We start from the raw sequence: 19846 nt of genomic DNA, 5'->3' as shown, positions 1-19846 counted from the left end.
TGTTGAGCGCAGCCGAAGCATCTCGCGTGCAGCAGTAAGCAATGAAGCTACAACGAAGCGAGCAAGATGCTTCGGCTGCGCTCAGCATGACCTAGCTTAAAATATAGAAAACATGCCAGACCTCTCGATAAATTTCGCCGGCATCAAATCGCCAAATCCGTTCTGGTTGGCTTCGGCGCCGCCCACCAATTCAGGCTACCAGATAATGAAAGCGTTCGACGCCGGCTGGGGCGGGGCGGTATGGAAGACCCTGGGCGTGCCCGTCGTGAACGTATCGAGCCGCTACGGCGGGGTGAACTACCGCGACAAGCGTTTGGTCGGCTTCAACAACATCGAGCTGATTTCGGACCGCCCACTAGCCGACAACCTCCGCGAGATTGAGGAAGTCAAAAAGCGCTTTCCCAACCACGCCGTTATTGCTTCGCTTATGGTGCAAAGCCGGCAGGAGTGGCACGATATAGTGCGCCAAAGCCAAGACGCTGGCGCCGACGGCTTTGAACTGAACTTCGGCTGCCCCCACGGCATGTGCGAGCGCGGCATGGGCTCGGCCGTGGGGCAGGAGCCCAAGGTACTGCAAATGATAGTGGAATGGGTGATGGAGGTGGCCACCAAGCCCGTCATCGTGAAGCTCACGCCTAACATTTCCGACATCACCGAGCCGGCGATGGCCGCCCGACGCGGCGGCGCCGACGCTATTTCGCTTATCAATACCATCCAGAGCATCGTGGGCGTCGACCTCGACCACTTTGCTCCTTATCCTATTGTGGATGGCAAGGGAACCAACGGCGGCTACTGCGGCCCGGCCGTGAAGCCCATTGCCCTGAACATGGTGAAAAACTGCGCCCAGCACCCCGACGTGCGCCTACCCATTTCGGGCATTGGCGGCATCGAGAACTGGCGCGATGCCGTGGAGCACATCCTTCTCGGGGCCAGCAGCGTGCAGGTGTGCACGGCCGCCATGCACTTCGGCTTCGGCATCATTCGCGAAATGACGTCTGGCCTGGAGCAGTACATGGTGGACAAAGGCTTCAACACCATCTATGACTTTGTGGGCAAGGCCCTGCCCAACGTGCTCCATTGGGAAGACCTCAACATGAAGTACAAGGTGACGGCCAACATCCACGAGGAGAAGTGCATAGGCTGCCAGCTGTGCTACACAGCCTGCGAAGACGGCGCCCACCAAGCCATCCGGCTCAATGCCGGCACGCGGGTACCCGAAATCATTGAGGAGAACTGCGTAGGCTGCAACCTTTGCTCGCTGGTATGCCCCGTGGAGCAATGCATCACCATGGACCGCACCGACGACGGCAGCCAGCACCTCACCTGGAAGGAGCGGGTGGAAGCCGGCACCGCCCCCACCGAATTTAACGACGAAAAAGCCGGTGGCCGCCACCACTGGGTGCCCGAGCCCGCGGCGGCTTTGGGCAAGGAGCGCCACAAGACACTACCCGGCAAAGCCCGGGTGCTGAACGGCGAAACGGAAGTGCCGGCGGCTGTATAAGCCCGTCCTTTCTTGGCTCGAACATCTGAAGAACCTATACTTTGCCTGACCGTAAAATTTGATAAGTTCAAGGCGCTGCGGGCACCTTGAGCAATGATTTTGCTGCGGGGTTTGTTGTAAAGGGAATGTCCACTAATTAATAATGCGTTTCGGCGCATCCGATTATGAAGACAAAATCCTGGTTGTTCGCTTTGGGCTTTTGCGCCCTTTTACTTAGTGGCTGCGCGGGTGGCGCAGTGGGAGTTGGGGTAGGCACGGGGTATGGCTACTACCCGCCCGTTCATCCCTTCTATTCGCCTTACTACGGAGCGGTAGTCCCCTATTATTATCGACCCCGGCCAGCCGTGGTAGTGCCGCGGGGCTATTACCGCCAGCCCTATCGTTCGCCGCGGGTGTATCGAAACGACGGCGGCTCCATCCGGCCTCAGTACCCTGGCCGTAGTGGCCAACGAAGCCAGGGCCAAACTCGCCGTCGGGTATACTAAAGTTTTTAATTGACCGCTACGGAGCGGGATGCACAACCGGGCTGCTCAATAATGTGGGCAGCCCGGTTGCCGTTTGGCAGGTAGGTATTCGTTTGCTGTTTGACCAAGTATATGATATATAATGCTTTAAATTTAGTAGTTGTAATGTTGTGTACTGATTTATGGGTGCTCATTTAAGGTGGGAATGGCGCTGTGGCAGATATAACCTCCAAGGTTATTTACGGCATCATGCTTGGCCGCGTGGTTGCTGAGCGCAGTTCCCAAGAAGGCTAACTGCCCGCGCTCCAGTCCTTGGGCTGGGACGAGGAGGCGCGCCAAATACAGCAGCGGGCGCAGCATCCCAAATTTCACAAGATGTGAATAACCATGCAGGTAGAAAAGTCGTGCCCGAACCCAGGTAACGGTTAAATCGCAGCCCGTGGCCCCGGCTTTATTTGAACTGACCTACGGAGGTCATAAGTCTATACTTTCAGCCAGGGCGTTTTTTAGAGCCATAAAACGTACCCGCTGTAAGAAGCGCGAACGTTGTAGTTTGCGTCCCCGCGCCGCTAGCTCATTCTGGGACGCGAACTACAACGTTCGCGCTACTATCCATTGGCCCAAAAGCTGCTGTGGTCGTTAAATGCGCCATACTTACAACTAGACATTCCATTTTGTCAGAAATCAGAACAAGCCAGCCAGGTGTTACAGCTGCAGATAAACCAGTCATCGTGCTGGCAGGCGCCACCGGCGGCCTCGGCAGCCTCATCGCTAAATACCTGCTGGCGCGCGGCGCCGTGGTGCGGGCCTTGGTGCGCCAAGGCAACACCAAGCCGGAAGTAGCCGCTTTGCGTGAGTTGGGCGCCACCGTGGTGGAGGTCAATTTCAACAGCGTCGCAGGGCTTACCAACATATGCGCCGGGGCTACCTGCGTGGTTTCGGCCTTATCAGGCTTGCGCGATGTCATTGTCGACACCCAGAAGCGGCTTCTTGATGCTGCCGTTGCGGCCGGCGTGCCCCGCTTCATTCCCTCCGACTACTCCATCGACTATACGAAGCTTGCCAACGGCAGCAACCGCAACCTCGACCTGCGGCGCGAGTTCAACCAGTGGCTCGACTATGCTCCCATCGGCGCCACTTCCATCCTGAATGGCATGTTCACCGATTTGCTCACCGGCCAGGCGCCGGTAGTCCTCTTTGGGCTCAAGCGGGTGATGTACTACGGCAATGCCGACCAGCCGCTGGACTTTACCACCACCGCTAACACCGCCGAGTTTACGGCCGCCGCAGCCCTCGACCCCAGCACGCCGCGCTATCTGCGCGTGGCCGGCGAAGTGGCCACCATCCGCGGCGTGCAAAAAGCCGCCAGCGAAGCCACGGGGCAGCAGTTTGGCCTGTTGAGGGTAGGAGGCTTGTGGGTGTTGGGAGCGATGATAAAAGCAACCAAGGCCCTGATGCCGGCCAACGACGACGTGTTTCCGCCCTGGCAGGGCATGCAGTACATGCACAACATGTTCACGGGCCTGCCCAAGCTGCAGCCGCTCGATAATGCCCGCTATCCGGAAATATGCTGGACTCCGGTACGCGAAGTGCTGGCTATCCGGAAATAAGGGGCTGTTTGAGTAAGCGAAAACGGCCGACAACACGCTAGATATTGCGTGTTGTCGGCCGCGACGCCCACTTCATCTGGACGTCTTTATTTGCAGGCTATTGTTCAACGGCGAGACGAAAAATGTTGCGTCTCTACTTCGTTCGGATGGCTTTTGCAGTAAACTCAATCAGCTTTAAGACAACCAGAAGGTCGGAGCAGTCGAATACACTCAGCTTCTGCCGCTGCTCATAAAAAACTGTCGTGTAGGGCCAGCACCGGGGCGTGCACTGCATCGGCTCGTTCCCGCAAGGGGCGCCCGTCGCGCTGGTGCCGCTTGGCCTGAATCTCGGCCACAATGGCCAGCGCAATTTCCTCGGGAGTCTCGCTGCCCAAATCCAGGCCAATGGGGCTGTGCAGCCGGGTAGTCCGCAGGTTGGCTATTTCGTCTTCACTTAAGTTCAGCTCGGCCAGCAGGCGCGTGGCTTTTGCGTGCGGGCCCAGCAAGCCGATATAGGACGCCGGGCTGGGTAGGTGCAGGGCCAGCGCCGCCAGGTCGTAAGCATAGTTGTGGCTCAGCAGCACAGCGTAAGCATCGCCGGGCGTCTCCTGAGGGATGGCCGCTACAGGCACCACGCGCACTTCGGCCGCTTCGGGGAAGCGCGCAGCCGTGGCAAGGTTCGGCCGGCCATCGAGTACGGTGATGTGCCAGCCCAGCGAGGCAGCCAGGCGCACCAGCGGTTGGGCATCGTTGCCGGCCCCGTAAATGACAACGCGCAGGGGAGGAGTAAGTAGCTCGAGCAGGGCCCGTACGGGGCCAGCATCGGTTTCAATTTCCAGCACCTGCGAAGTGCCTCCGGCCAAAGTGGCCTGGGCCGCTTCGGCCAGTGGCGTAGCCAGCGTGGGCAAGCCGCGCAGGTCGCCGTTGGCGGTCAGCAGCAGGCGCTGGCCTACGCCAGCGCGCAGGCCGGTGGCGTTATCCTTCTCGAATACGGTGGCCAGCACGGCCGGCTCGGGGTGATAGGCAAAGCCACGCAGCAGTTCCATGGGGTTGTCGGGCGCGGCATAATCGAGGGGTTCGAGCAGAATGCGCACCACGCCCTGGCAGCCCGGGCCGAGGCCGTGGCGTGGGTCGTCCTCGTCGCGCGTGTCGTAGGTAACCAGCGCGGGCTGGCCCCGAAAAATGGCTTGGCGGGCGCGCTGGCGGGCATCTCCCTCCAGGCAGCCCCCGCTGATGGCGCCCGTCAGCTGGCCATCGTCGGTGACGAGCATGCGCGCGCCCGGCCGCCGGTAAGCCGAGCCCAGTACCTCAACCACCGTGGCCAGGGCACAAGGCCGGGCGTCGGCACGGTGCTGGTCATAGGCAAGGAGCAGGCGTTGTAGTTCGGTCATTGTTTAGGTAAAGGATAGGATAGCAAGGATATAAGGCAGCCAAGGGTCGTCATGTAGGCGGCCGTCAAGCACCTCAAAACGTCATGCAGAGCGTAGCGAGATATTCCGCTGCGCTCTGCATGCCATGATTTTGCATGATGAGGTGGGTGACGTCCTGAGAACTGGCCTTACAGCCAAGCATTGCATTGACTACATCAATTTATTAATCAAAACCGGCAAGTCGCGCACTCGTTTGCCGGTGGCATGAAATGCGGCGTTGCAAATGGCCGCAGCTACGCCCAACAGGCCAACTTCTCCAATGCCTTTTACGCCCAGCGGGTTCACAATGTCATCTTCCTCTTCCACAAATACCACTTGCAGGTCGTGGATGTCGGCCATCACGGGGATGTGGTATTCGGCCAGGTTGTGGTTCATGTAGCGGCCAAAGCCGTGGTCCATCACCGTTTCCTCCATCAGGGCCATTCCAATGCCCCACACAATGGAGCCAAGCACCTGGCTGCGGGCGGTTTTGGGGTTAATTATGCGACCCGCGGCAACGGCGTTCACCACGCGTGTCACGTGCAGCGTGCCGAGTTCTTCATCAACCTGCACCTCCACAAACACAGCGTTGTGCGCGTGCATGGAGTAGCCAGTTTGCTTCACCATGTCGGGCGAGGCACTCGACTCAGCTGTGAGCTCTTCCTGGCCGATGGCTTGCAATACATCGCGAATCACTACCGACTGCCGAATGTCGTCGTTGCGCCGAATCAGGCCATTGACAAACTGCACGTCTTCGAAAGCGACTCCCCGCAAGGGCGAGTCGTCCATTTTCTGCGCCAATTCCAGCAAGCTTTTGCCCAAATCCTGGCACACGGCCTCCACGGCCGAACCCACCGAGGCGGCGGTCCAGGAGCCGCCCTGCACGGGGGCTTCGGGCAGGGTGGTGTCGCCGAGCACGAAGGTGACGGCTTCCAGCGGCAAGCCCATGGTTTGGGCCGCAATCTGCGTCATGATGGTGTAGGTGCCGGTGCCGATGTCGTTGCTGGCGCTGCTCACCGTGAGGCGACCGTCGGCAGTGAGGCAGGCTTTGGCGGCCGCTTTTTTCTGGGCGGTGTCCCACACGCCGGTGGCCATGCCGTAGCCAATGAGCTTGGAGCCGTTGCGCATGGAGCGGGGCATGGGGTTGCGTTTCTCCCACCCAAATTTGGCCGCGCCCTGGTGGTAACATTCGCGCAGCTTTTTGCTTGAAAAAGGCTTGTCGGCGTTTTGGTCGCGGTCGGCGTAGTTCAGGAGGCGGAACTGCAACGGGTCGATGCCGGCTTTGAAGGCGAGTTCGTCCATGGCCACTTCCAGGGCAAATGAACCCGTGGCGGCTCCCGGCGCGCGCATGTCGAGCGGCGTGAACACGTCAGCCTTGGCCAGCTGGTACTTGAGCTTTACGTTTTCGCACTGGTACAACATGCCCGACCAGTTCACCACGTTCTCGGTAAAGTCTTCGAACTGCGAGGTTTCGGCCAGCGCCGCGTGGTGCAGGGCTTGCAGGGTGCCGTTTTCGTCGGCCGCCAGCTTCACGTACTGCAGCGTGTGGGGCCGGTGCCCAAAGCTGAACATCTGCTGCCGTGTGAGCGACACGCGCACCGATTGCTGCAGCTCCAGGGCCGCCAGCACGGCCATGAAGGCCTGGTACTGCGGCCGCAGTCCCGAGCCAAACCCGCCCCCGGTGTATTTCGAAATCACCCGGGCCTCTTCCTTCGACAGCCCAAAAATCTTGGTGATGTACTGCTGCACGTTGAAGGCGCCCTGGGTCTTGTCGAAGATGTTCATCTTCTGACCGTCGCCGAGCCACTCCACCGTGGTGGCAAACATCTCCATGGGGTTGTGGTGCTGGGCCAGGTGAATGTATTCGGCCTCGTGCTGGTGGGGCGCCTTGCAGTAGGCTTGGTTGGGGTTGCCGCGGGGTGGGGGGGGAGGCGCCCAGCCCGTTTTGCCCTGTCCAGGCTCGAAGCCGTCGTTGCGCATGGTTTCGAGGTCGGTTTCGTGCGGCTCTACTTCGTATTCAATCTCCAGGATGGAGGCCGCGTAGCGGGCCAGCTCAAAGGTGTCGGCCACTACCAAGGCCACAGGCTGCATGTTGAAGCGGATTTCGGGCTCGTGCAGCGGGCGGAACGGCGAGCCGCCAGGGGCCACATCGTCTTTGTAGCTGCGGTCGAACCAAGCCAGGGAGGGTACGTTCTCGTGCGAGAACACCTGCACCACGCCGGGCACCGCCAGCACATCGGCGGCATGAATCTTCGTAATCCGGCCTTTCGTGATGTGGCTGCACACCACCACGCCGTAGAGCAGGTTGGGAACGTTGTATTCGGCGGCGTACTTGGCCGCACCGGTTACTTTGGCCGGGCCATCGACGCGGCTGGTGGGTTTGCCGATGTAGTCGGTGCCCAGGCGCACAACAGGCGTGCTAGCTATGGTATGGCTCATGGGTTGGAGTTTTGGAAGGCGTTGGTGTCAAGCGCGTAATTCATTTCGGTGGCCTGCTTGAGGGCCCGCACAATGGCGCGCTTAGCCAATTCTATCTTAAAAGCATTGTGGGCGTGGCCTTCGGCGCCGACCAGCAGTTCGGCCGCCGCCAGCCGGAAGCTGACCAGTGTGGCCGGCTTCCCGATGAGCAACTGCTCGGCCTCGGTTTTGCGCCAGGGCTTGTGGGCCACGCCGCCCAGGGCCAGCCGCGCATCGGTGATAATGTTGCCGTCCAGCTCCAGCGCCGCTGCCACCGATACCACCGCAAAGGCGTAGCTGCTGCGGTCGCGCAGCTTGAGGTAGGTGAAGTTCTTCTCGAAGCCTTTTTTGGGCAAGTCCAGCGCGGTTATCAATTCGCCGGGGCGAAGGGTGTTGTCGAGGTCGGGCCGGTCGCCGGGCAGGCGATGGAAATCAGCAAACGGGATGGTGCGCTCGCCCTGCGGCCCGCTCACGCGCACCACGGCTTCGAGTGCGGCCAGGGCCACGCACATGTCGCTGGGGTGGGTGGCAATGCAGTGCTCGCTGGCGCCCAGAATGGCATGAATGCGGTTGTAGCCACCAATGGCCGAGCAACCCGTGCCGGGCTCGCGCTTGTTGCAGGGCGTGGCCAGGTCGTAGAAATAGTAGCAGCGGGTGCGTTGCATCAGGTTGCCACCGTCGGTAGCCATGTTGCGCAGCTGAGGCGTGGCGCCAGCCAGAATGGCTTGGTTGAGCAGCGGGTAGCGCTTTTCTATCTCGGGGTGCCAGGCGGTGTCGGCGTTGGTGGCCATGGCGCCTAGGCACAGGCCACCGTCGGGCGTGTTTTCAATTTCGGCCAGGGGCAGCTTTTTGAGGCCAATGAGGTGCGTGGGGTGGGCCACGTTTTCCTTCATCAGGTCAATCAGGTTGGTGCCGCCACCGATGTAGGCCGAGTCGGGCCGGTTGGTTCTTTCGCGCACGGCCGCGTCCACGACGGTGGGAGGGGAGTAGGTAAAGCTGTTCATAACGTTAAGCTTTTTGGGCGTTGACCACCTCCATCACGGCGCTCAGAATGTTGGTGTAGGCCCCACAGCGACACAGATTGCCGCTCATCAGGTCCCTTACTTCCGCCTCGGTTTTACCCCGACCTTCCTTGAGCAGGGCCACGGCCGAGCAAATCTGGCCGGGCGTGCAGTAGCCGCACTGAAAGGCATCGTGGTCGATAAACGCCTGCTGCACCGGGTGCAGCTGCTCGGCTGTGCCGATGCCCTCGATGGTGGTAATGTCCTCGCCTTCCTGCATCACTGCCAGGCTTAGGCAGGAATTGATGCGCTTGCCGTTGACCAGCACCGTGCAGGCGCCGCACTGGCCGTGGTCGCAGCCTTTCTTGGTGCCGGTCAGGTCCAGGTACTCGCGCAGGGCGTCGAGCAGCGTGGTCCAGGGCGCTACTTGCAGGGTGCGGATTTCCCCATTGATGCGCAAGGCGAGAGGCTGGGTGGGTGCCAGAGGCACGGGAGACCGGCCCGGCGCGGTTTGAGTGGTTGGGCTCATAATGAAAAGGGCAGGGAAGAATGGGAAGAAAGCAGTGCGGAGGCAAGGCTCACGAGCAGGTAGCTACCCGTTGGGCTTTCTTACCATACGTGCTATAAGCAGGACAGTGTTATTATTTATGTGGTATAGATTGATATTTTTTTCTTGTGAAAAACAGTTAGATATAATTTAAATTATATCTTAAATTGTGTGGCTTGCCCGGAAAACAGGCGGTCTAGGTACTAAGTCATTTACCGAGCGAGGGGATTAGCTCGTCCAGTAAAACGCGGGATTTATCCTAATTTCTCTTCGGTAGCTGCCAGGAACCAGGTAACTTTGAGTAGTATAAAAACGAAGCCAGTGCCCGTGTCTCAATGGGTCCAGCTTCGTTCTGTCCTAGCTCATGTTGCTATCTGTACAAAAAAATTTCCGCTACTACGTAGCATTGGTTTTAATGATTTTGCTGGCCGTTGGTGTCCGGATGCAGGCAGCTCCCCTAGGGGCGGGCTTAACCGAAAATGACATAGTGTCCAGCGAGGAGGCAGCTGATGTTCAGTCTAGTACCTCGTCGGGAGAAGTAGCCAGCCGGTAAGATTCTGAGTGCCCCGTCTCGGCTTTTGGTTCATGCCGGCCCGCTTCGCGGTGCTTGCTGCCGGAGGGGGCCGGCTTTATTTTCGGTCGGCTGGCGCTACCTTCCAGCGCCATGAAAATCCTTTTAGTAGAAGATGAGCCCTCGGTTGCGGCATTTCTGCACCAAGGCCTCACAGAGCAGGATTACACCGTCGACTTGGCTGCCGATGGCCTGCTGGGGCTGCGCCGTGCGCAATCGACCCAATACGACTGCCTGATTCTGGACCAGATGCTGCCCGGCCTCAGCGGCCTGGATGTGTGCCGTCAGGTGCGCGCCCACGACTCCGGCGTCCCCATCCTGATGCTGACCGCTCTGGGCGAAACCGACGACAAGATTCGCGGCCTCGACGCCGGCGCCGACGACTACCTCGTGAAGCCCTTCGCCTTCGAAGAGCTGCTGGCCCGGCTCCGGGCCCTGGTGCGGCGCCGCACCGAAGCGCCCGCCCCCAAAGCCCTGCTGCACTTGGCCGACCTCACTCTCGACCCCTCGGCCAAGCGGGTGGAGCGAGCCGGCCAGGCGGTGCAGCTCACGGCACGGGAATTTTCCCTGCTCGAGTACCTGCTTCGCAATCAGGGCCGGGTGGTGTCGCGCGCCAACCTGCTGGAGGACGTGTGGGACATGAGCTACGACTCCGGTTCCAATGTGATTGACGTGTACATCAATTTCCTGCGGAAAAAGATTGATAAGGGTTTTGTGCCCAAGCTGATACACACACTGGTGGGCATGGGCTACGTAATGAAAAGCGAAGGCTAAACGGAGCCGATGGTTGGCGGGCCTGCAGCAGGGCGGCGATAATAGCTTAGCTGGTATGCTTTAGCTATGACGGTTGCCCCGAGCCCCTGCCTAGCTTGCGCCTCCTTAACCTTTTCCAGCTTGTTGTACCATGTCCATTCGCCTGCGGCTTGCCATACAGTTTGGAGCCATTCTGGCCCTGACGCTGCTGCTGTTCTCGATGGCTATCTATTTTGCTACCAAACAGTCGAGGCGAGAGCTGTTCACGCAAAGCCTATTTAAGCGGACGCTGGTGGTAGGGCATGCCTATGCCGATGGCCAAGACACCCGCCACGACTCTACCCAGCAGAAGTCCTACCGGCGGTATTTGCGCCAGCTCTACCGCACTTTGCCAGCCGAAGAAGGGCGCGTGTACGACGCGGCCGACCGGCTGGTGTTTCAGGAAGGGCAGGGGCCCACCAAACCGGTGCCCGCCTCCTGGCTGGCTCAGGTGCGCCGCAGCGGGCGCGCCGTGCTCGAGCCCGAAACCCACTACCACGAAACCGTAGGGCTGCTTTACCGCGACGCCCGCCTGGGGCCGCTGGTGGTGGTAGCTTCCTCCATCGACGAAGACAGTCGCCAGCAGCTTGAACAGCTGCGTCGGCTATTGGCCGGCGGCTTGCTGGCCGCGTTGGTGGTAGTGGGCATCGGTAGCTGGGTTTTTGCCGGGCGCGCCCTTAGCCCCCTGCGGCGCATGGTGCGGGAGGTAGATGGAATCACGGCTACCGACCTCAGCCAACGCCTGACCCAGGCCGCCGGCTCGAACGATGAAATCGGCCGCCTAGCCCAGCGGTTCAACCGCTTGCTCGAAAGCCTGGAGGCGGCTTTTGCCGGCCAGCACACCTTTGTGCGCGACGCCTCTCACGAGTTGCGCACGCCCCTTACGGCGCTTATGGGCGAGGTGGAAGTGGCGCTGCTGCAGGCCGAGCGCTCACCGGCCGAGTACCGGCGCGTGCTGCAGAGCACCCTGGACTCGGCACGGCAGCTCAATGAGCTAACCAATGGCCTGTTGCAGATTGCCCGGGCTTCCGACGACCCTTCTCAAGTGCCCATGGCCGCGGTTCGGCTGGATGAACTCCTGCTGCAAGCCCACGAGCAGCTCCTGCGCCGCCACCCAACTTGCCGCGTCGACCTGGATTTTGGCGAACTCGACGACTCCCGCTCCTTCACCGTGTACGGCAACGAAGCCCTGCTCTTATCAGCCATGCTGAATGTGCTCGACAATGCCTGCAAGTTTTCGGCGGGCCGGGCGGGCACCGTCACGGCTACCCTGGCCCGGAAGGGGCCGCACTTGGCGCTGCTTGTGGCCGACGAAGGGCCCGGGTTGAGCCCTGATGACTTGCAGCAGGTTTTTGTGCCGTTTTTTCGGGCAGCCTCGGCACGCGCAGTGCCCGGCCACGGAATCGGCCTGACCCTGGCCGCCCGCATTATGGCACTACATGGCGGGGTAGTGCGCATGGAAAGCGAAGCCGGCAAAGGCACGCAGGTTTGGCTGGAATGGCCGGATAATCACCGTGTCTGACTGTCGGTTAACTCATTTTAATTTCATTTTAATGCCCTTTTAATTGATTATTAATAAGGGACTCGTACACTTGTGTGCAAACTCTTCTTATACACCATTTGGTCGGAGATAGAAAGCTGACCGCTAAACACATAGCCTATATGCCAGAGATTGTTTCTACTCCGGCGAGCACGGGGAGTCCCATTGCTCCCGGTACAAATGCCGAAGCCCCCTTACCTAAACCTTCGCTTTTTGGGTCTATCGGTCAGGATGCCCCGGCGGGGCTGGTGGTCTTCTTAGTGGCCCTGCCTTTGTGTTTGGGCATTTCGCTCGCGTCGGGTGCCCCCCTGTTGGCGGGGGTAGTGGCCGGCATTGTGGGCGGTGTGCTTGTGAGTTGGCTCAGCGGCTCGGCCGTTAGCGTGACGGGGCCAGCGGCGGGTCTTACTACCATTGTGTTATCGGCCATATCCACTCTAGGGTCTTGGCCGGCTGTGCTTACGGCCACAGCTATAGCGGGTGTTTTTCAGATAATTATGGGACTGGCCCGGGGCGGAATCATTGCCTTGTATTTCCCGGCAGCAGTTATCAGGGGCATGTTGGCAGCCATTGGCATTATCCTGATTTTAAAGCAGATTCCCCACTTCCTCGGTGCCGACACGGACTACTTGGAGGACATGAATTTTTCTAAGGTCGATGGGTTAAACTCGTTTCTGGCTATCGGGGCAGCCATTCAAAACTTAAACCTAGGGCCTTTGCTGATAGGAGCAGTTGCGTTGCTACTTATGCTGCTTTGGGATACACCAGCCGTGCGCCGCCAATCGTGGGCGCGATTGATGCCCGGCGCGCTGGTGGCGGTGCTGGCTGCGGTAGCCCTGAATCAACTGTTTAAAGCTGTTTTTCCAGACCTGCAGGTTCGTCCCGAGCACTTGGTAACGCTGCCTGTAGTGTCGTCACCGCAACAGCTCTTGGGCGAGATAGTATTTCCAGATTTTAGCGCCCTGAGAAGGCCGGCAACTTATGGGGTGGCTCTAACAATTGCCCTCGTGGCTTCGCTCGAAACGCTGCTAAGCGTGGAGGCCGTCGATAACCTTGACCCCCATAAGCGCCACACGCCTACCAATCGCGAGTTGATGGCCCAGGGCAGCGGCAACCTGGTAAGCGGGTTGCTGGGGGGCTTGCCCGTCACAGCCGTTATCGTGCGCTCGTCTGCCAACATCAGTGCCGGCGGTCAAACCCGAATGTCGTCTTTCATCCACGGTTTACTGCTCTTGGCGAGTCTGTTGTTTATGGGTTCGATTCTGAACCTGATTCCACTCTCGGCCCTGGCTGCAGTGCTGCTGCTGGTCGGCTACAAGCTTACCAAACCGGCACTGTATCGCAAGCAGTGGCAGCTCGGGCGCGAGCAGTTTATTCCTTTCATCATCACCATTGTGGCGGTGCTGTTTACCGATTTGCTCAAAGGGGTTGCTATTGGGTTGGCGCTAGGTTTCTTCTTTATCCTGCGCGATAATTCCAAGGCAGGCTCGTACCTGCGCGACGAACCCACTCCCGAAGACGACCCCGGCTTGCTGCACTTGCGCCTGCCCGAACACGTTTCGTTTCTTAACAAGGCCAGCATCGTGACTACCCTCGAGCAGCTTCCATCGGGCAGCCGCGTTATTCTCGACGGCACCCGTTCCGACGTCATCGACCACGACGTGCTGGAAGCCATAGAAGCTTTCCGCCAGGCGGCCCCCGCACGAGGTATTCAACTGGAGATGCGAGGCATTCGTCAGGTCGACTTGGCCGTACACTAAGTGCCAACAGAGGCCTACCATTGCCTTGGCCGCCGTCCCATTAGGCAGTGAACATAGAAAAATTTCCACCCTAAAACACCACCAATAAAAAACTATCATGTCCGGTATTCAAGAAATTCTCGATAACAACAGCCAGTGGGTAACCGATAAGAACGCCCAAGACCCTGAGTTTTTTAGCCGCATGGCCAAGGGCCAGAAGCCGCGCTACCTCTTCATTGGCTGCTCCGATTCGCGGGTTCCAGCTTCCAACATCACCGGGACAGGGCCCGGGGAAATGTTTGTGCACCGCAATATCGCCAATCTGGTGGTTCACAACGACATGAATCTATTGAGCGTGCTGCAGTACGCGGTGGAAGTCCTAGGCGTGCAGGACATTCTGGTGGTGGGGCACTACGGCTGCGGCGGCGTGGCTGCAGCGGCTGGCAGCAAGCAGTATGGCCTCATCGACAACTGGCTCACGAACATCCGCGACGTTATTCGGCTGCATGAAAGCGAGTATCGCAGCGTTGAAAACGAGGAGCAGCGGCTACGCCGGTTGGTAGAGCTGAACGTTATCGAGCAGGTACAGAACCTCGCCAAAACCAGCATTATCCAAAACGCCATGCGCGGAGCCAATCCACCCCGCCTGCACGGCTTGGTGTACGACATCGCCGATGGACGCCTCAAAGACCTGGCGGTGAATAGCGGCGACGTCCTCAACGAGCTCAAGCACATCTACGCCACCGAGGCGCCAGCCAGCAGCGACAAAGACTCCGCCACCTACGAAGGCGAAAAGGAAGACCCCGCGGATAAGTAGCTTCCAGCAGTGCTAATAACTAAGGTGACGTCCAGCTGAAAAAAACCAATGGCCTTTCGCACAGTGTGGAAGGCCATTGGTTTTTTTCAGCTGGGTATAGAGTAGTGCGAACTACAGCATTTGCGTTACTCCTCCGCTGCCCCACAAAAAAGGCCCGGCAACTCACTAAGTTGTCGGGCCTTTAAGCACTAGGAGCTGCCTATTTCGCGGCTTCAATTTCCGCAACGGCTTTGGCAACTGCTTGCTGGGTGTCGGCCGCGCCGGGCCGATTGGCTCTGGCAGTTGCAATGCCCTGCAACAGGCCGATAACCGGCTTGTCGGCGCCGTAGCTCTTGTATTTCAACCCAAGGGATTTCAAGCGCGTTACGCCATCCGCAACGGCGGTAGCATCGTCGAGGCGGCCAAGCATGGCAGCCATGGGTTCCATCATATTGAATTGGCCCTGGGGGCGGGCCGCGTCGAATTTGTCGCGGATGTAGGGCCACTGCTCGGCTGTGCCACTAGAGGCATATACTTCCATCACGGCCTGGGTGAGGGCTCCGTGGCTGTCGCTCTCGTAAGTCTTGGCGCGGGCCAGGGCCTGAGCGGGCTGCACTGCTGCTAATGCGCTAAGGGCCGCACCCTGCACTTTGTAGGACTGGCTGTTGAGCTGCTGGCCGAATAGCTTCTCGTCCTTCTTGTCTTTCAGCTTGGCTAAGGCGGCCAGGAGCGCGGCCTGCACGGCGGGCTCTTTTTCGGTAGCGGCACGCTTGCGCAGCACCGGGGCCGCGGCCTTGGCTACCGTTTTGTCATCGAGCTTCAGGGCCTCGGCAGCGGCGGCGCGCAGGCTGTAAAACTTGTCGTTGAGGGCTGCCAGCAGCACGCCGCGGGCAGCAGCGTTAGTGGTTTGCTCTTTGGCCGCGGCGCCCAGGGCTTCGGCGCGGTCTACAAACAGGGGAGCGCGCTTGTATTGGGCCACGTAGTCGGCCAGGGGTTTGTTGTCGGTTTTCTGCCAGAGGGTTTTCTTGTTGGCGTCCACGTTCACCAGTTCGGGCTTGGCCGATAGGGGCATGGTGAAGGTTTGGGTGGCCTCGGTCATTTCCACTTGCTGGCGCTGCACTTTGCCGCCCACGTAGTAGTCGATGGCGAAGGGCAGGCGGAAGGGCTGGCCCGGCTGGGTCTGCTTTACTGTTACAGACTGCACCTTTTTGGCTGCGTCCCAGGCGTAATCGATGGTCACCACCGGATGGCCGGGGGCAAAGTACCACTGGTTATAGAACCAGTTCAGGTCCTGGCCCGACACGGCCTCAAAAGCCAGGCGCATCTGATGCGCTTCACCGGTGCCGAAGGCGTTATCCTTCAGGTATTTCTGCAGGCCGGCGAAGAACACCTCATCGCCCAGGTAAGTGCGCAGCATGTCCACGATGGCGCCGCCTTTCTGGTAGCTCACCAGGTCGAATACTTCTTCCTGCTGCTCGTAGTGGAAGCGTACCAGGGACTTGGTGGCGTCGCGCGGGCTGGCCAGGTAGCGACGCATATAACGGTAGTAGTGAGCATCGGCGGCGTCGCGGCCGTACTTGTGCTCGGCGTAAAGGCCTTCCGAGAAGTCGGCCATCGACTCGTTCACGGTGATGTTCGACCACGACTCAGCCGTGACGTAGTCGCCGAACCACTGGTGAAACAGCTCGTGGGCAATAACGGATTCGCCGGAAAACTCGCGGTCAAGCAGCTCGCGGTCGGTGAGTTGCACCTGCTCACCGTGCAGGGTGGCGGTGGTGTTTTCCATGGCGCCGCTCACGTAGTCGCGGGCCACAATCTGGGCGTATTTATTCCAGGGGTATTCCACGCCCAAGCGGTTGGAGTAGAATTCCAGCATGTCGTTGGTGTTGCCGAAAATCTGCTTGGCGTAGGGCGCGTACTTAGGTTCGAGGTAGTAGCTCACTTCCTTGCCGCGCCACGGTGTGTCTTTGTATATTTTGAAGTCGCCTACGGCCATCATAAACAGGTAGGGGGCGTGGGGTAGGTCCATTTTCCAGGTGTCGGTGCGCAGGCCGGGGCCGGCGGGCGTCTGGCTCACCAGCGCGCCGTTGGAGAGCGTGACGTACTTGGCGGGCACCGTCATGCTGATTTCCTGGGTGGTTTTCTGGTTGGGCCGGTCAATGGTTGGGAACCAGGCCGAGGAGCCTTCGGTCTCGCCCTGCGTCCAGATTTGCACCGGCTTACCCGCCACGGCGCTGTCAGGGTTCACAAAGTACAGGCCCTTGGCGTCGGTGATGGCGGCGCTGCCCTGCACCTTCAGCTCGTCGGGCTTGGAAGTGTAGTCGATGTAGATGACGTATTCTTCGCCCGGCTTAAAGGTTTTGCCGAGGTTGATGCGCAGGTTGGCGCCGTCGGTGTAGGTGTATTTAAGGGGTTGTTGCTTGTCGCCGTTCATCAGAGCCACGGCATTAATGTCCATGCCTTTGGCATCGAGCCGTAGGGTGTCGGTGGGGTAGGCGTGGGGCTTTAGCGTAATCCAGGTTTTGCCGTAGAGGTAGCGCTTGGCATAGTCAAAACGCACGTCGAGCTTGGTGTGCACCAGGGCATTGACTTTGGTGGCAGAGGCGCGGTAGGGCAATTCGGCCCGGGGAGCAGGGGAGGCGGGTGCCTGCGCCAGGGCCGGAGTGGCGGCCACGAGGCCCAGGAGGCCCAACGCAAAAAGGTGCTTCATGAAAACGAGATGGAGGTGGTGGGTTGCGCGAAGGACCAAGCCGTGAAGGGAGCGTTCCCATCGCAGCTACGAAAGTAGGGAAACTGAGCCAGCAGCGCGAACACTCATTCCCGCCCGTAAGTTTGTGGCCTCATCTATCCCACCATGATGCTTTGTTTACGCCTGACTGTACCGATTGCCGCCCTTTCATTTTCGCTTAATGTTCTGGCCCAGACTCCGGCCGACAGCAGCCGCAGCCTGCACGAGGTAACCGTGTATGGCACCCGCCTCGACCAAGTAGCTGGCCAGACCGGCCGCTACGTAACGGTGGTGCCCGGCCGCACCCTGAGCCAGTACCCAGTGGCCTCGCTCGATGATTTGCTGCGTTTGCTACCGGCCATCGAAATGCAAAGCCGGGGCAGCTTCGGCACCCAGGCCGACATTACCCTGCGCGGCTCCACCTTCAACCAAGTGCTGATTCTATTGGATGGCATGCGGTTGAATGACCCACTCACAGGCCACTTCGCGGGCTACCTGCCCATCACGCCGGCCGAGATTGAGCAGATTGAAGTGGTGCGCGGCCCCGGTGCGGCCCTCTACGGACCCGATGCTGTGGGCGGCTTCGTCAATATTGTCACCAAAACCTTTGCTGCCACCCACCGGCCCGATAGCATGGAATTGGGCGGCACATTTATGGCCGGCGAGTACGGTTTAAAATCCACCAACGCTGGCTTTTACGGCCAGGACAATGGCCTGCGCCTGGCGGGCGGCATCCTCAACAACTCAGCCAGCGGCCAACCGCTGAACCTGCCCGGCGGCCTGCGCAACGATTTTAAGCTGAATACTTATTCCCTTTCGGCCGCTTACGAGGTCAGCAGCAAGCTCAGCGCCGCCGCCCGCGCCAGCTTTGACCGGCGCGACTACAACGCCCAGAACTTCTACACGACCAACGCCGGCGACCGCGCCCGCGAAACCACCGCCCGCGACTGGTACCAGGGGCAGCTGCGCTACGACTGGAACTCCCGCGCCCGCACCGAACTGCAATTGGTGGGCACCACCAGCACCGATTACTACGTGTACACGCCCACCTCAGCCGCCAGCGACCACCTCATGCGCTACCTCAACGTGCAGGGCCAGCACCAGCTGCGCTTCTCGGAGAAAGTGCAGCTGACTTTGGGCGGCCAAGCCGACCGCCGCCGCGTGCGCAGCAACGACCGCGGCAACCACGCCGTGTGGCACCAGGGCGTTTTTGCCGTGGCCGGCCTAAGCCCCACTGCCACCCTGAACCTGACCGCCGCCCTGCGCCTCGACCATGACCAAGCGTACGGTACCGAGGTGCTGCCCCAACTTACCGCCAGCCAGCAGCTGGGCGAGAAGCTGACGGCCCGCGCCGCAGTGGGCCGGGCCATCAGGGCCGCCAACTTCACCGAGCAATACAACTCGGCCATCCGGCCCGGCACGGTACCCGGCGGCTTCAACGTGGGCAACCCCGCCCTAGATGCCGAGCGCACCTGGAGCTACGAGGGCGGCCTGGATTATGTAATCGGACCGGTGCTCACCCTGCGCGCCACGTACTTTAACCGCTACGGCCGCAACCTGATTGACTACGTGGCTACCCCCGGCAGCGTAGTGCAGGCCAGCACCGGATTCACCAATCTGAACCTAGCTGCCACCTACCGCTTCGCCCAAAACTTGTTTGCCGTAACAACGCAGGGCCTGGAATTGGAAGCCAGCACCCGGGCCCAGCTAAGCACTGGCCTACGTCTGGACGGCAGTGTAGGCTACACCTATACCCACCTCGACGTGGACGGGGACATCGTATCGCAGTACCTGAGCAACGTAGCCAAGCAGCTCGTAAGCGGCAATGTGAGCCTGGTGCACCGCCGCTTCATGGCCAGTGTGGGTGGCGTATACAAGCAGCGCGCCGCCCAGCAAACAATTCCCAGCCTCACCGTGAACGATGCAGTGCTCACGCCTAGCTACGGAGTTATCAATAGCCGCCTCGAGGTGGCCCTACTACCCGGGCGACTATGGGTGTTAGGTCAGGCTCAGAACCTGTTCAACGCAAAATACTCGGACCTGCTGGGCGCCCAGATGCCCGGCCGCTGGCTGATGGGCGGCGTGCGCGTAGCACTTAGCAAATAGAGCAGAAGCCCCAGAGCAGCTGGTGTTTGCTGGCATTGGCGTAGGCCAAAACCTGAGCTATAAACAAAGTGAAGCCCCCGGTTTGGAACAAATCGGGGGCTTCGCTGTATCTTTGCAGTATCAATTCTTTCTCCCAAAGGATTGTTTTTATACAGAGGCGCTGAGAGACAGGCTCGATGAAGCGTCGGCAACCATCCGCAACCGCGGGCAAGGTGCCAATTCCTGACCATATAAAAACAAGTTGCCGTGGACGCTGCCAACAACCTCCCCAATCCCATTGCCGATTTTACTGCCTCCCCCGCTGTCATGCGTTGGGCTGGCGTGGGCTGTTGTTGCTGTTGTTGTCTGGCTTAGCCTGTCCCGAATGGTTTTTCGCGGGTAGGTAGGCAGTAGCCGAGGCTTGGCGCCTCTGCATGCCAGCGTTTTTGCGGCTGCCTGTAGGCTTCCGCATCCCCACTTTCCGGGTTGCTGCTGGCTGTCGCTTTTCGGCGCGCAGCGGGCATTGTGCTTAAAGGCACTGCTTTGGCAACAACCATCTCATGTGAAAACGTAAGCCAAGCAGCCATTTCGCTAAAATCTGGGAAGGACCAACGCTGCCGACTGCCTGCT

At 59.9% G+C, this 19846-nt stretch carries 13 protein-coding genes and 1 riboswitch; of the genes, 8 read left to right on the top strand and 5 right to left on the bottom strand.

Annotation, left to right across the window (positions count from 1 at the left end):
• Window positions 1-112: 112 nt before the first annotated feature.
• The 3 genes from preA to ACP7AJ_RS10175 all read left to right on the top strand — a co-directional run bounded on the left by preA (window position 113) and on the right by ACP7AJ_RS10175 (window position 3575).
• Window positions 113-1501 carry an NAD-dependent dihydropyrimidine dehydrogenase subunit PreA gene (gene preA, locus ACP7AJ_RS10185; RefSeq protein WP_426060089.1) on the top strand — a complete coding sequence of 463 codons (1389 nt, stop codon included), beginning with the start codon at window positions 113-115 and terminating at the stop codon, window positions 1499-1501.
• Between the two features lie 164 nt (window positions 1502-1665).
• On the top strand, window positions 1666-1986 hold the full coding sequence (locus ACP7AJ_RS10180; RefSeq protein WP_426060088.1) for a hypothetical protein: 321 nt from the start codon (window positions 1666-1668) through the stop codon (window positions 1984-1986).
• A gap of 710 nt (window positions 1987-2696) precedes the next feature.
• Window positions 2697-3575 (top strand): NmrA family NAD(P)-binding protein, encoded by an 879-nt coding sequence (locus ACP7AJ_RS10175; RefSeq protein ID WP_426060087.1) that lies wholly within the window; start codon window positions 2697-2699, stop codon window positions 3573-3575.
• Between the two features lie 227 nt (window positions 3576-3802).
• Here the strand turns inward: ACP7AJ_RS10175 and ACP7AJ_RS10170 are convergent, their stop codons facing one another.
• From ACP7AJ_RS10170 to ACP7AJ_RS10155, 4 genes are all read right to left on the bottom strand, one after another.
• Window positions 3803-4945, bottom strand: a complete 1143-nt coding sequence (locus ACP7AJ_RS10170; RefSeq protein WP_426060086.1) for an XdhC family protein — start codon at window positions 4943-4945, stop codon at window positions 3803-3805.
• A 189-nt stretch (window positions 4946-5134) separates the two neighbouring features.
• Window positions 5135-7402 (bottom strand): xanthine dehydrogenase family protein molybdopterin-binding subunit, encoded by a 2268-nt coding sequence (locus ACP7AJ_RS10165; RefSeq protein WP_426060085.1) that lies wholly within the window; start codon window positions 7400-7402, stop codon window positions 5135-5137.
• Window positions 7399-8424 carry an FAD binding domain-containing protein gene (locus ACP7AJ_RS10160; RefSeq protein WP_426060084.1) on the bottom strand — a complete coding sequence of 342 codons (1026 nt, stop codon included), beginning with the start codon at window positions 8422-8424 and terminating at the stop codon, window positions 7399-7401. Before ACP7AJ_RS10160 ends, ACP7AJ_RS10165 begins: the two co-directional genes overlap by 4 nt.
• Before the next feature lie 4 nt (window positions 8425-8428).
• Complete coding sequence (locus ACP7AJ_RS10155; RefSeq protein ID WP_426060083.1) at window positions 8429-8950, bottom strand: (2Fe-2S)-binding protein; 522 nt, start codon at window positions 8948-8950, stop codon at window positions 8429-8431.
• 682 nt (window positions 8951-9632) lie between these two features.
• Between ACP7AJ_RS10155 and ACP7AJ_RS10150 the strand changes: the two genes are divergently transcribed.
• The 4 genes from ACP7AJ_RS10150 to ACP7AJ_RS10135 all read left to right on the top strand — a co-directional run bounded on the left by ACP7AJ_RS10150 (window position 9633) and on the right by ACP7AJ_RS10135 (window position 14424).
• Window positions 9633-10313 carry a response regulator transcription factor gene (locus tag ACP7AJ_RS10150; RefSeq protein WP_426060082.1) on the top strand — a complete coding sequence of 227 codons (681 nt, stop codon included), beginning with the start codon at window positions 9633-9635 and terminating at the stop codon, window positions 10311-10313.
• 130 nt (window positions 10314-10443) lie between these two features.
• Window positions 10444-11853, top strand: coding sequence for a sensor histidine kinase (locus ACP7AJ_RS10145; RefSeq protein WP_426060081.1), 1410 nt, complete (start codon window positions 10444-10446; stop codon window positions 11851-11853).
• 140 nt (window positions 11854-11993) lie between these two features.
• On the top strand, window positions 11994-13628 hold the full coding sequence (locus tag ACP7AJ_RS10140; RefSeq protein WP_426060080.1) for a SulP family inorganic anion transporter: 1635 nt from the start codon (window positions 11994-11996) through the stop codon (window positions 13626-13628).
• A gap of 97 nt (window positions 13629-13725) precedes the next feature.
• Window positions 13726-14424 (top strand): carbonic anhydrase, encoded by a 699-nt coding sequence (locus tag ACP7AJ_RS10135; RefSeq protein ID WP_426060079.1) that lies wholly within the window; start codon window positions 13726-13728, stop codon window positions 14422-14424.
• Between the two features lie 199 nt (window positions 14425-14623).
• On the opposite strand, the gene ACP7AJ_RS10130 is transcribed toward ACP7AJ_RS10135, so the two are convergent.
• Window positions 14624-17113, bottom strand: coding sequence for a M1 family metallopeptidase (locus ACP7AJ_RS10130; RefSeq protein WP_426060078.1), 2490 nt, complete (start codon window positions 17111-17113; stop codon window positions 14624-14626).
• 144 nt (window positions 17114-17257) lie between these two features.
• On the opposite strand from ACP7AJ_RS10130, the gene ACP7AJ_RS10125 reads away from it, so the two are divergent.
• Window positions 17258-19237, top strand: a complete 1980-nt coding sequence (locus tag ACP7AJ_RS10125) for a TonB-dependent receptor plug domain-containing protein (RefSeq protein ID WP_426060077.1) — start codon at window positions 17258-17260, stop codon at window positions 19235-19237.
• Window positions 19238-19381: 144 nt separating this feature from the next.
• A riboswitch (SAM riboswitch) is annotated at window positions 19382-19474 on the top strand.
• Window positions 19475-19846: the final 372 nt, after the last annotated feature.

The sequence above is a fragment of the Hymenobacter sp. B1770 genome (assembly GCF_049896385.1).
Classification (GTDB): domain Bacteria; phylum Bacteroidota; class Bacteroidia; order Cytophagales; family Hymenobacteraceae; genus Hymenobacter.
This window is presented reverse-complemented; position numbering and strand designations above follow the sequence as displayed.